Here is a 13,699-nt window from a genome sequence, read left to right as displayed (position 1 = left end):
CGTCTAGCTTCACGTCCGGTGCCGTGTCGGCGTAATCCGCCCAGTCTTCGGTGCGATCAATCGCCAGGGTGTCCAAGCCGTCGGGAATCGGCAGTTGCTGCAACGCGCGGCTATGGGTCAGCAACAACTGCGCACGGCTGTCTTGCATCATGTACAGCAGGCGGTCACGCGGGTATTCGATGTCCAGCGGCACATACACGCCACCGGCTTTCATCACCGCGAGGAACGCCACCAGGCTTTCGGCGCTGCGCGGCATGGCGATCGCCACGCGCACTTCCGGGCCGACACCACGGGCGATCAAGGCGTGGGCCAGGCGATTGGCCTGGCTGTCCAGCTCGCCATAGCTCAGGGTTTGCGCGTCGAATTTGACCGCGATCGCCTGGGGGTTTTCCCTGGCGCGATCGGCCACCAACTCATGCACAAGACGCTCGGCCGAGAAGCCTGCATCTGCCTGGTTCCACAGTTGAAGAATGTGTTGCTGCTCATCAAAATCAAGCAGGTTCAGGTGCGCGATGGTTTGCTGTTGATCGGCAACCATCGCCTGCAACAGGTTCTGCCAATGCCGCGCCATGCGTTCGATAGTCGACGCTTCGAACAGGTCGGTGGCATACCCCAGCGACGCCCAGAGCCCGTCCGGACTTTGCTGAACATCCAGGTCAAGGTCGAAATGGGCGGTACGCCGGTCCCATGCCAAGCCTTCGATGCGCAACTGAGCCAGCGCCTGAAGCTCATCACCGGTGCGACCTTCAGCCTGGTAGTTGAACATCACCTGGAACAGCGGGTTGAGACTCAGGCTACGCTCGGGCTGCAAGGCTTCGACCAGTTGCTCGAACGGCAGGTCCTGGTGCGCCTGGGCTTCCAGCGCGCGCTGCTTGACCTGGGCCAGCAACTGGGCAACGGTGGTCTGCCCATCGATATCGGCCTTGAGCACCTGGGTATTGACGAAAAAGCCGATCAGCCGCTCAGTCTCGACCCGGTTGCGGTTGGCGATCGGCACGCCGACCCGAATGTCCTGCTGGCCGCTGTAGCGGTGCAACAAGGTCTGGAACGAGGCCAGCAGCAACATGAACAAGGTCACGCCCTGCGCCTGGGCCAAGGCCTTGAGCTCGGCGGCCAGGGTGGTCGGCAGCGCTACGTCCAGGCGCGCACCGCGATGGCTCTGGTGTGCCGGGCGCTGATGGTCGAACGGCAATTCCAGCACCGGCTGCTCACCGCCAAGCAGGTCACGCCAGTAATCGAGCTGGCGGGCCTTTTCCCCAGCCTCCATCCAGGTACGTTGCCACACGGCATAGTCGGCGTACTGGATCGGCATATCCGGCAGGTCTGGCGTCCGGCCCTGGCTGAATGCGGCATACAACTGCACCAGTTCATCGACCATCACTTGCATCGACCAACCATCGGACACAATGTGATGCTGCACCAGCACCAACACATGGTCGTCTTCGGCCAGGCGCAGCAGGGTTACGCGCAACAACGGCCCCTCTTGCAAATCGAATGGCCGGGCGATCTCGGCCTCGACCTGGGCCTGGAGATCGGCCTCGTTGACCTCGCCCAACCTGATCGGCAAGGCGGCGTCAGTTCGAATCACTTGCCGCGCGCCCTCCGGCTGCACTTGCACATGGGTGCGCAGGCTTTCATGGCGCGCCACCAGGGCCTCGAAACTGCGTTGCAGCGCCGAGACATCCAAAGCCCCCTTGAGGCGCAAGGCGCTGGGGATATGGTACGCAGCGCTGTCCGGGTCCAACTGCCAGAGAAACCACTGGCGCTCCTGGGCGTAAGACAGCGGCAGTGGGTGTTCGCGGCCGACCGCCAGCAGCGGCGGCGCCTGCTCACCTTCCGGCGCCTCCAGTGCGTGCAGTGTGGCGGCAAAACCTTCAAGGCGCGGTTGCTCGAACATCAGTTTCAGCGGGACTTCACGCCCCAGTGCATGACGCAGGCGCGACACCACCTGCATCGCCAACAACGAATGCCCGCCCATCTCAAAGAAGTGGTCAGTCAGCCCTACCCGCTCGGCGCCGAGAATATCGGCCCACACTGCGGCGACTTGCTGCTCCAGTTCGGTGACCGGCGCGACCCACACCTGCTGCGATTGGCTGGCATCCGGCTTGGGCAGTGCCTGGCGGTCCAGCTTGCCATTCGGGTTCAGCGGCATGCGCTCAAGGAAGATCAGGTGCGCAGGCACCATGTAATCCGGTAATTGTTCACGCAGGATCGATTTGAGCGCTTCGGCGTCGTTTTGCTCGGCAACCAAATAAGCAACGAGCTGGTTGTCGGCCGCCAACACCAGCGTCTCACGCACGCCCGCCTGGGCCAGCAACAGCGCTTCGATTTCACCCAGCTCGATGCGGAAACCACGGATTTTCACTTGATGGTCGACCCGGCCGACGTACTCGATTACACCGTCAGCGCGGTAGCGTGCCAGGTCACCGGTACGGTACAGACGCTCGCCGGCCTCACCGAAAGGGTTCGGCACAAAACGTTCCGCCGTCAGCAACGCACGGTTCAGATAGGCACGCGCCAGGCCACAGCGGCTGCCGATATAAAGCTCGCCCACGGCGCCCAACGGTGCCAGGTTCAGATCGCGATCCAGTACATACAACGCGCGACCTGGCAGCGAGCGGCCAATCGGGCTGGCGGTGGCGCCGATCAGTTCGGTGCCCGCCGTGCAGTCCAACACGCTCGATACCACGGTGGCTTCGGTCGGGCCATAGGTGTTGAGCAAACGCACATGGCCGAGCCCGGCGTTCAACCACTGTGCCGGACCATCCAGCGGCATGGCTTCGCCGCCGATGTGGATCTGGCGAAGCGCGCCGTAGGAACGCGGGCCGGCGGCCAGGCAGTCGAGCAGGAACAGGTTCCAATAGGCGGTCGGCAAGTCGGCCAGGGTGATGCCCTGGGCGATGATTTCATCGTACAACCGCGCGCTGTCCCACAAGTCCGGACCGCGCAGCACTACGCTGGCGCCGTGGGTCAATGCCGGGTACAGCTGCTCGACGAAACCGTCGAAGTTGAGGGTCGCAAATTGCAGCACGCGATCTTCACGGGTCAACCGTGAATAACCCGCGGCAATGCTGGAAAACTCGGTGAGTGCCGCATGGTTGATCGCCACGCCCTTGGGCTTGCCGGTGGAGCCCGAGGTGTAGATTACGTAGGCCAAGTTTTGCGGCGAGACCGCTACCTGCGGGTCGCGCTCAGGGCACAGCGCCAAGTGCGCATCCGCCAGGTCCAGCGTCGCCATGCCTTCGGGCAATGGCAGCGGCACATGGGCCTGGGTCAGCACCAGGCGCACGCCACTGTCTTCGAGCATATGCAGCAGGCGCTCACGCGGGTATTGCGGGTCCAGCGGCACGTAGGCGCCACCGGCCTTGAGTACCGCCAGCAGGCTCACCACCATATCGAACGAACGCTCGACCGCCACGCCCACCAACACTTCCGGGCCAATGCCCAGACTGATCAAGTGATGGGCCAGACGGTTGGCCTGACGGTTCAGCTCAGCGTAACTGATGGACTGATCGTCCAGGCACAAGGCAACCGCGTCGGGACGCTGCTGAACCTGGGCTTCAAACAATCCCTGTACACCCACAAGGTCCTCAAACGCTGCCGCACTGTGGTTCCAGTCTTGCAACAACCAGCGTTGCTCGTCGTCGACCAGCATCGCGAGTTGCGCAATGCGATTGCCGGCGCGCCCAACCACCGAACGCAACAACGTTTGCCAATGCTCAGCCATGCGCTGCACGGTCGCCACGTCGAACAGGTCAGTGGCAAAGGTCAGCGACGCCCAAATGCCTTCGGGCGATTCCTGGGTATCCAGGCTCAGGTCGAACTGCGCACTCAGGCTGTCCCACTCCAGGGCCTCCACCGCCAGCCCCGGCAACTGCTGCTCACCACGTACCCGACGGCCTTCGGTCTGATGGTTGAACATCACTTGGAACAGTGGGTTGTGGCTCAGGCTGCGCTCGGGCTGCAAGGCCTCCACCAACTGTTCGAACGGCAGGTCCTGATGACTCTGGGCCTCCAGCGCACGTTGCTTGACCTGGGCCAGCAACTGAATGAAGGTCATTTGCCCGTCGATGTCGGCCTTGAGGACCTGGGTATTGACGAAAAAGCCGATCAACCGTTCGGTTTCCGCCCGGTTGCGGTTGGCGATCGGCACGCCGACGCGGATGTCCGACTGCCCGCTGTAGCGATACAACAGGGTCTGGAACGACGCCAGCAACAACATGAACAGAGTCACGCCTTCACGCTGGGCCAACGCCTTGAGGCCGGTGACCAGCGCCGCGTCCAGGCCAATGTCCAGGCGCGCACCGCGATAGCTCTGCACGGCCGGACGCGGGTGATCAAGCGGTAACTCCAGCACTGGCTGCTCGCCGCCTAACCGCTCGCACCAATAACCGAGCTGACGCTCTTTTTCGCCGGCTTCCATCCAACTGCGCTGCCACAAGGCGTAGTCCGGGTATTGAATCGGCAAGTCCGGCAGGTGCAGGTCTTGGCCCTGGCTGTAGGCGACGTACAACTGCACCAGTTCGTCGACCATCACCTGCATCGACCAACCATCGGAGACGATGTGGTGCAACACCAGCACCAACACATGATCATCGGGCGCCACCTGCAGCAACTTGACCCGCAGCAGCGGGCCTTGTTGCAGATCAAAGGGCTTGGCGACCTCCGCTTGCACCTGAGCTTCAAGCTGCGCGGCGTCAGCCGTTTCGAGGGGGATATCCAGCTGCAATTCAGGCCTGACCACTTGCAGCACCTGGTCAAGATCCTGATGCAAATAGGTACGCAGGCTTTCGTGGCGGGCGATCAGGCTGTCGAAGCTGCGTTGCAAGGCCGCCCGGTCAAGGCGGCCTTTCAACCGCAGGGCGCGCGGCAGGTGATAGGCCGGGCTCTGCGGCTCCAACTGCCACAAGAACCACTGGCGCTCCTGGGCATAAGAGAGTCGAAGGGGCTCACCTTCCTGGCGCTTGAAAACCGGGGCAATCTCAAACAGGTTGATGCCTTGCTGCTTGAGCATTACCGCCAACGCTTTCTTTTGTTGCGCCGAAAGTGACCCTACCGACTCGATTAATGCTTGCACGCCACGCCCCTCAGGAAATCAATTTATCCAAATCTTCTGCTGATAGACGTTTGAGGGCCTCCAAGGATTTAGCCAATGCGTCCTGCACCGGCGAATTATTTGTCTGTTGGGCGGCGACATGGGCACTGAACTCGGCCAGGGTCGGGGTGGTGAAGATCGACTTGACGTCGAATTCGGCGTGCAACTGCTCGCGCAGGCGCACCACCACCTGGGTGGCCAGCAGGGAATGCCCGCCCAGCTCGAAGAAGTTGTCGTGCAGGCCCACCCGCTCCACGTCCAGCACTTCGGCCCAGATCGCGGCAATCTGTTGCTCCAGTTCGCTGTTCGGGGCGACGTACTCCCGGGCTTGCAGGCTGGCGTCGGCTTTGGGCAGGGCCTTGCGGTCCAGCTTGCCGTTGGGGCTCAGGGGCATCTGCTCCAACACCATCCACTGGGCCGGGACCATGTAGTCCGGCAGCTGTTGCGCCAGATGGGCGCTTAGCACATCGCGCCAGTCGTCATCGGCGTTTTGCAGCACCAGGTAGCCCACCAGGAACTTGCCATCCACCGCCAGTACGGCGGCCTCACGCACCCAGTCGTGTTCCAGCAGGCGCGCTTCGATTTCGCCCAACTCGATGCGCAGGCCACGCAGCTTGACCTGATGGTCGATACGCCCGGCGTACTCGATCACACCGTCTTCGCGGTAACGCGCCAAGTCGCCCGTTCGGTACAGGCGCTCGCCCTTGACGAACGGGTGGGCAACAAAACGCTCGGCAGTCAGTGCTGGACGACGATGGTAACCGCGCGCCAGGCCGATGCCGCCCAGGTACAACTCGCCCAGCACGCCGACCGGCACCGGCTCGAAGTTGCTGTCGAGGATGTAGCACCCGAGGTTGGCAATCGGGCGACCAATCGGCACTGCATCGCGGCCTTCATCGACACAGGTCCAGTGGGTCACGTCGATGGCGGCTTCGGTCGGGCCGTACAGGTTGTAGAGCCCGGCCTGGGGCAGCTTGGCGAAGACCTGCTGCTGGGCGTCCACCGGCAAGGCCTCGCCGCTGCACACGATGCGGTGCAGGGTGTGACAGGTCGCAACCGTCGGGTCTTGCAGGAAGGCCTGCAACATCGACGGTACAAAGTGCAGCGTGGTGACCTGTTCTGTATTGATCAGCTTGATCAACTTGGCCGGATCCCGGTGATCGCCCGGCGCCGCAACCACCAGGCGTGAGCCCGTCATCAGCGGCCAGAAGAACTCCCACACCGATACGTCGAAGCTGAACGGGGTCTTTTGCAACACGGTATCGCTGACATCCAGGCCATAAGCCTCCTGCATCCAGTGCAGGCGGTTGGCCAGGGCCGAATGACGGTTGCCGGCGCCTTTGGGTTGGCCGGTGGAGCCTGAGGTGTAGATCACGTAGGCGAGGTTTTCGCCATGCACCGCGATTTCAGGATTGGCGTCGCTGTAGCCTTCAAACGCGGCTTCACCCAGCACCAGGCTATTCAAGCCTTGCGGAATCGGTAGTTGCTCAAGCAGATGCGCCTGGGTCAGCAGCAGTTTCACGCCGCTGTCGTCGAGCATGTACGCCAAGCGATCACGCGGGTATTCAGGGTCCAGGGGCACATAGGCGCCACCGGCCTTAAGCACCGCAAGCAGGCCGACCACCATTTCAATCGAACGCTCTACCGCCAGGCCCACCAGCACATCCGGGCCCACACCGGCCTCGATCAAACGATGAGCCAGGCGGTTGGCTCGGCGGTTCAGCTCGGCGTAGCTCAAGCGCTGCTCGGCAAACACCAATGCCGGGGCTTGCGGTGTGCGCGCCGCCTGCTGCTCGATCAGTTGATGCACGCAGTACTGCAACGGGTAATCCCGCGCCGTGGCGTTCCAGTCAACGACCACTTGTTGGCGTTCCGCCACCTCCAACATCGCCAGGTCGCCCAGGCGTTGTTGGTCGCCGTCGAGCATGGCTTGCAGCAGGTTGACCAGATGGCGGCCGTAGGTTTGCACCGTGCTTGCCTCGAAATGCGCACGGCCAAAACTGAATTGCACCGACAGCGTGTCAGCCACGTCCACCAGCACCGTCAGCGGGAAGTTGGTCTGCTCGCGTGAATCCGGCTGGCCGAAACGAATGCCACTGCCGCCGCTCTGCTCCAGGGCCTTGGACACCGGGTAGTTTTCAAACACCAAAATGTTATCGAACAAGGCTTCACCGCCCTGCCCGGCCCAGCGCTGGATATCGTACAGCCCGGTGTGTTCATGCTCACGCAACGCCAGGTTCTGCGCCTGCACCGCTTGCAGCCAGTCGGCCACGGTCTGCTGGGCGTCTACCGCGCAGATCACCGGCAGGGTGTTGATGAACAGCCCGATCTGCTGCTCCACCCCCGCCAACTCTGCCGGACGCCCGGCCACGGTGGCACCAAAAGACACCACCGACTGCCCGCTATGGCGCTGCAACAGGACCAACCACGCCGCCTGGATCAGGGTGTTGAGCGTGACCTTGTGATTGCGCGCGAAGGCTTCAAGCCGTTCAGTCAGCGCGCGATCCAGGCTGATCTGATGCTCGCCATGCCCGTCCGCCGCCGTCGACTGGCTGCTGCCCAGGCGGCTCGGTGCTTGCAGAGCGCTCAGTTGTTCGCGCCAGAAGGTTTCAGTCTCTGCGCCATCACGCTGCTGCAGCCAGCCGATGTAGTCGCGATAACGCCCGGCCGCTTCAGGCACTGCGACACCGGCATAACGTTGCAGCACTTCGCCGAACAGCCGCGAATTGCTCCACCCATCCATCAAGATGTGATGACTGGTGTAGATCAGTTCATGGCGTTGCTCATCGGTGCGCACCAGTACCAGGCGCACCAGGGGCGCCTTGGCCAGATCGAAGCCCTGGCGGCGCTGGGCCTCCTGAAGGTTCTGCAATTCCAGTTCGCGCTCCGGCATGGCGCGCCAATCGAGGTGTTCGATCGGTAGCCGAGCCTCGCGATAGACCACTTGGCATGGCCATTCGAGCTGGCCCTCCCAAAAGAACCCGCTGCGCAGTACATCGTGGGCTTGCACCGTGGCATCCCAAGCTTGCTGGAATCGCGCCACGTCCAGGCCATCGGCCGTCACGCGGATCTGGTTGATGTAGTCGCCGGCAGTCTGTTCATACAGGGTGTGGAACAACATGCCCTGCTGCATCGGCGACAGGGTGTAGATGTCTTCAACAGCATCAGCGGCCAGCGGCAAGGATTCCAACTGCTGCTGGTTCAGGCGCGATAACGGGAAGTCGGACGCCGTCACGCCGTTGTTGCCAGGGGTGCAGCAGTGTTCAACCAATGCCGTCAGTTCGCGGGTGAAGGCCTGGCTCAAGGCTTCGATCTGCGGTGCGTCGAACATCAGCGGGCTGAAGGTCCAACCCATTTGCAGTTCGCCGCCGTACACCTGGCCATTGAGGGTCAACCAGTTGCCCAGTGGCGCATCCGGGCTCTGTTCGGCGCCAGCGTTTTCCGAAGCGGGTGTGAACAGGCCGTCCGGCTGGTCAAAGCTGCCGTCGAACTGGCCCAGGTAGTTGAAGGTAATGCGCGGCACCGGCAGCACGCTGAACGCCTGGCGCGTGGCGTCGTCACCCAGGTAACGCAGCGCGCCGAAACCCAGGCCTTTGTCCGGCACCGCACGCAGTTGCTCCTTGACCTGTTTGATCGAGGTGGCCAGGGATTCGGCCGGGGTCAGGCGCACCGGGAACAGGCTGGTGAACCAGCCCAGGGTGCGAGTCAGGTCGATGTCGTCGAACAGGTCTTCACGGCCGTGGCCTTCCAGCTGGATCAGGCTGGAGGCTTGCCCGGTCCATTGGCAGATGACGCGTGCCAAGGCGGTCAGCAGCAGGTCGTTGATCTGAGTGCGATACGCCGTGGGCGCCTGTTGCAGCAATTGCCGAGTGCGCTCGGCATCCAGTTGGCTGACCACCGTCTGGGCCAGGCGGCCGGGACGTGCGCCTTGCGGATCACGGCAGGGCAAATCGGCAGGCACGCCTTGCAGCTGTTGCAGCCAGAAGGCTTTTTCCGGCTCGATCGATTCGCTGCGGGCATGCGCCTGCAAACGCTCGGCCCAGGCCTTGAACGAAGACGTTTTGGCCGGCAATTTCTGCTGGCGATACAGGCTTTGCAGGTCCTCGAGGAACACCCGCCAGGACACGCCGTCCACCACCAGGTGGTGCATGACCAACAGCAGGCGCTGGGAGCCGTCAGCCATTTCTGCGAGTACCGCACGCAATAATGGGCCTTGTTGCAGGTCGAGGCTGCGCTGGGCGCGCTCGCACAGGGCTTGCAGTTCGGCGGCGTCCCGCACGCTGGCCTGCCATAGCAGCGTTGCAGGTTGCGCATCATGCCGCGCAGTCCAGCCTTCGGCTTGCGGGCTAAAACTCAGGCGCAGCACGTCGTGGTGCAGGGTGAGCGCTTGCAGTGCAGCTTCCAATGGCTCAGCAAGAAGAGGCTGGCGTGGCGTCAGCAGCAAGGACTGGTTCCAGTGATGACGGTCCGGCAGGTGCATGTCAAAGAACAGTTGCTGGAACGGCAGCAACGGCGTCTCGCCCTGCACCGGGCCCTGGTCGATCACCTGTGCCGTCTGCAACTGCGCCACGCGGGCCAGGCTGCGCACCGTCTGGTGCTGGAACAGCGCCTTGGCGGTGAAATGGATACCGGCCGCCCGAGCGCGGCTGACCACCTGGATGGAGATGATCGAATCACCCCCACGCTCGAAGAAATTGTCGTTCAACCCCACCTGCTCAACGCCCAGCACGTCAGCCCAAATCGCGGCGATCTGTTGCTCCAGCGCACTGTGCGGCGCTTCGTAGTGGTGAGTGGCTTCGGGTTTGGGCAGCGCCTTGCGGTCCAGCTTGCCGTTGGGGCTCAGGGGCATCTGCTCCAGCAGCACCCATTGCGCGGGCACCATGTAGTCCGGCAAGTGCTGGCCAAGATGGACGCCCAGCACGTCACGCCAGTCATCGCTGGCATTTTGCAGCACCAGGTAGCCGACCAGGTATTTACCGTCAACCGCCAGCACGGCGGCCTCACGCACCCAGTCGTGTTCCAGCAGGCGCGCTTCGATTTCACCCAATTCGATGCGCAGGCCACGCAGTTTGACCTGATGGTCGATGCGCCCCGCGTACTCGATCACACCGTTGTCGCGGTAGCGCGCCAGGTCGCCCGTGCGGTACAGGCGCTCGCCTATGACGAACGGGTGAGCAACAAAACGTTCAGAGGTGAGCGCCGGACGGCGGTGGTAACCCCGCGCCAGGCCGATACCGCCCAGGTACAACTCGCCCAGCACGCCCACCGGCACCGGTTCGAAGTTGCTGTCGAGGATGTAGCAACCGAGGTTGGCAATCGGACGGCCGATCGGCACCGCATCGCGGCCTTCGTCCACGCACGTCCAGTGGGTCACGTCGATGGCCGCTTCGGTCGGGCCGTACAGGTTGAATAGCCCGGCGTGCGGCAGCTTGGCGAAGACCTGTTGCTGGGCATCCACCGGCAAGGCCTCGCCACTGCACACAATGCGTTGCAGGCACTGGCAGGTCGACACGGCAGGATCCTGCAGGAAGGCCTGCAACATCGACGGCACAAAGTGCAGCGTGCTGACCTGGTGTTGATTGATCAGGTTGATCAGCTTGGCCGGATCACGGTGATCACCCGGCGCGGCGACCACCAGGCGCGCGCCAGTCATCAGCGGCCAGAAGAATTCCCACACCGACACGTCGAAGCTGAACGGGGTCTTTTGCAGCACCGTGTCGCTGGCGTCCAGGCCATAGGCCTCCTGCATCCAGTGCAAGCGGTTGAGCAACGCCGAATGACGGTTGCCCGCGCCTTTAGGCTGGCCGGTGGAGCCCGAGGTATAGATCACATAGGCCAGGTTTTCGCCATCCAGGGCAATACCTGGGTTGGCGTCGCTGTAGCCGGCGTAATCGGACGCACCCAACACCAGGGTTTCCAGGCCTTGGGGAATCGGCAACTGATCACGCAGATGCGCCTGGGTCAGCAGCAGTTTCACGCCACTGTCTTCCAGCATGTACGCCAAGCGATCACGCGGGTATTCGGGGTCCAGCGGCACATAGGCGCCCCCGGCCTTGAGTACGGCAAGCAAGCCGACCACCATGTCGATGGAGCGCTCCACGGCCAATCCCACCAGCACGTCCGGCGCAACGCCGGCTTCAATCAGGCGATGGGCCAGGCGGTTGGCGCGGCTATTCAGCTCGGCGTAGCTCAGGGACACATCGTTGAAGCGCAACGCCGGCGCCTCCGGCTGCGTCAGCGCCTGGGCTTCGATCAACTGGTGCACCCACTGCCCTTGCGGATAGCCGCGCTCGGTGGAGCTCCATTGATACAGGATGTGCTCGCGCTCATGGGCGTCGAGCGTCGCCAGGTCCTGCAAAGGCAATGCGCTGTTCGCCACCGCGTCACGCAGCAGGCCCAGCCAATGTTCACCCATGCGCGCGACAGTCGCGGCGCTGAACAGGTCGGTGGCATAGGTCAACGAGGCCCAGATGCCCTCGCCGCTTTCCTGGGTATCCAGGCTCAGGTCGAACTGGGCGCTGTGGCTGTCCAACTCCAGGTTGGCCACGCTCAGGCCAGGCAGTTGCTGTCCTGCGGAATGCGAACGGGCCTGATGGTTGAACATCACCTGGAACAGCGGGTTGTGGCTCAGGCTGCGCTCGGGTTGCAGCGCTTCCACCAATTGTTCGAAGGGCAGGTCCTGGTGGGCCTGGGCCTCCAACGCACGGCGCTTGGTGTGCTGCAGCAACTGGGCAAAGCTCATCTGGCCATCGAGGTCGGCCTTGAGTACTTGCGTATTGACGAAGAAGCCAATCAGCGACTCGGTCTCGACGCGGTTGCGGTTGGCAATCGGCACGCCGACGCGAATATCCGGCTGGCCGCTGTAGCGGTACAGAAACGCTTGGAAGGACGCCAGCAACAGCATGAACATCGTCACGCCTTCGCGCTGGGCCAGGGCCTTCAACCCCTCGACCAATGCCGGTTCCAGCGCAATATCCTGACGGGCGCCACGAAAGCTCTGTTGCGCCGGACGTGGCTGGTCGAACGGCAGTTCCAGCACCGGCTGCGTGCCGCTGAGCAGTTCACGCCAATAGGTCAACTGACGGGCCTTCTCCCCCGCTTCCATCCAACTGCGTTGCCATAGCGCGTAGTCGGCGTACTGGATCGGCAGCGGCGCCAAGGCACAGTCCTGCCCCTGGCTGTAGGCGGCGTAGAGCTGCATCAGTTCCTGCACCATCACGCCCATCGACCAACCGTCGGAGACGATATGGTGTTGCACCAATACCAGCACGTGCTCCTGGTCACTCAGTGCAAGCAAGCTGACACGCAGCAAAGGCCCCTGCTGCAAATCGAAGGGACGGGCGATTTCAGCTTCTACCGATGCCTTGAGATTTGCCTCGTCAACCGCGCGTTCAGCGATCTCGATGACAGCCTGTGGGAGTACTTCCTGGGCGCGCTGCTCACCGTCCAGATGCAGACGGGTGCGCAGGCTTTCATGACGTGCCACCAGGGTGTCAAAGCTACGTTGCAGGGCCGCCTTGTCCAGGCGCCCGCTCAGGCGCAGGGCACCAGGGACATGATAGGCGGCACTGTCCGGGTCCAACTGCCAGAGAAACCATTGGCGTTCCTGGGCGTAGGACAGCGGCAGGTGCTGGCCGTCCTCGCGGATCGAGGCAATCGGCAGTTGGGCGAAGCTCATGCCCCGGCTTTGCAGGCGTTGGTAAAACTGCTGGCGCTGTTCCAGAGGCAGGCGAAGAAAGCGCGAAACCAGATCGATGTTTGGGTTGGAAAGCATGGGTCAAATCGCCTCTAGTTCGCTCAAAAAGTCACGAAGATCATCAAAATCTTCCGCGCTGCCGGCGCGGAAGGTCGCGGCGGCCTGCACATAGGCGCGCAGCGTTTCGGTCTGGAATACTTCTACCAACGGCACTTCCAGGCCCAGATCGACCTGGACCCGCGAAGTGATCTGGATCGCCAGCAGGGAATGGCCGCCCACTTCAAAGAAGTTGTCGTTCAGGCCGACCTGCGGCAGGCGCAATATATCGGCCCAAATCGCCGCGATCTGCTGTTCCAGCTCGGTTTCGGGGGCCACGTAGGCCTGTTGCAGCAGGCTGGCATCCGGTTCAGGCAGGCCCTTGCGGTCGAGCTTGCCGTTGGGGGTCAGCGGCATTTGCGCCAGGAACATGAAGTGCGCGGGCACCATGTAGTCCGGCAGATGGGTTTTCAGCGCACGGCGCAAGGTTTCGCGCAATTCGATTTCATTGGCGAGCGGGCCCTCGGCCGGCACGACATACGCCACCAGTTGTTTGCCGGTCGGCCCGTCCTGGGCGACCACCACGGTTTCGCCAACGTTGTCCTGTTCGCGCAGGCGCGCTTCGATCTCGCCCAGTTCGATGCGGAAACCTCGGATTTTCACCTGATGGTCGACACGCCCGAGGTAATCCACCACCCCATCCGGACGGCCACGGGTCAGGTCGCCGCTGCGATATACGCGGCTGCCGGGCTTACCGAACGGATCCGGCACAAAACGCTCGGCAGTCAGTGCCGGGCGTTCCAGATAACCCCGCGCCACGCCTTCGCCGCCCAGGTACAACTCGCCAGCCACGCCGATGGGTTGCAGGTTGA

3 protein-coding genes are annotated in these 13,699 nt (G+C 63.0%); all 3 read right to left on the bottom strand.

Going from position 1 to position 13,699, the window contains the following annotated elements; genetic code table 11:
* Positions 1-5,077 (bottom strand): non-ribosomal peptide synthetase (locus HX793_RS12385; protein ID WP_438810846.1); only part of this gene is annotated, 5,077 nt, incomplete at its 3' end.
* A 10-nt stretch (positions 5,078-5,087) separates the two neighbouring features.
* Positions 5,088-12,869: a non-ribosomal peptide synthetase gene (locus HX793_RS12380; protein WP_178905513.1), complete on the bottom strand. Its 7,782-nt coding sequence runs from the start codon at positions 12,867-12,869 to the stop codon at positions 5,088-5,090.
* A 3-nt stretch (positions 12,870-12,872) separates the two neighbouring features.
* A partial coding sequence (locus HX793_RS12375; RefSeq protein WP_178905512.1) for a phosphopantetheine-binding protein occupies positions 12,873-13,699 on the bottom strand: 827 nt, incomplete at its 5' end.

The organism is Pseudomonas reactans, from assembly GCF_013387025.1.
GTDB lineage: Bacteria > Pseudomonadota > Gammaproteobacteria > Pseudomonadales > Pseudomonadaceae > Aquipseudomonas > Aquipseudomonas reactans.
Note: the sequence above shows the minus strand (reverse complement) of the source record. Positions and strands in the feature narration are given on the sequence as shown.

Bases quoted from the DNA above. Each gene is read 5' to 3' on its own strand.
- HX793_RS12380 (WP_178905513.1), bottom strand. From the start codon at position 12,869: ATGCTTTCCAACCCAAACATCGATCTGGTTTCGCGCTTTCTTCGCCTG.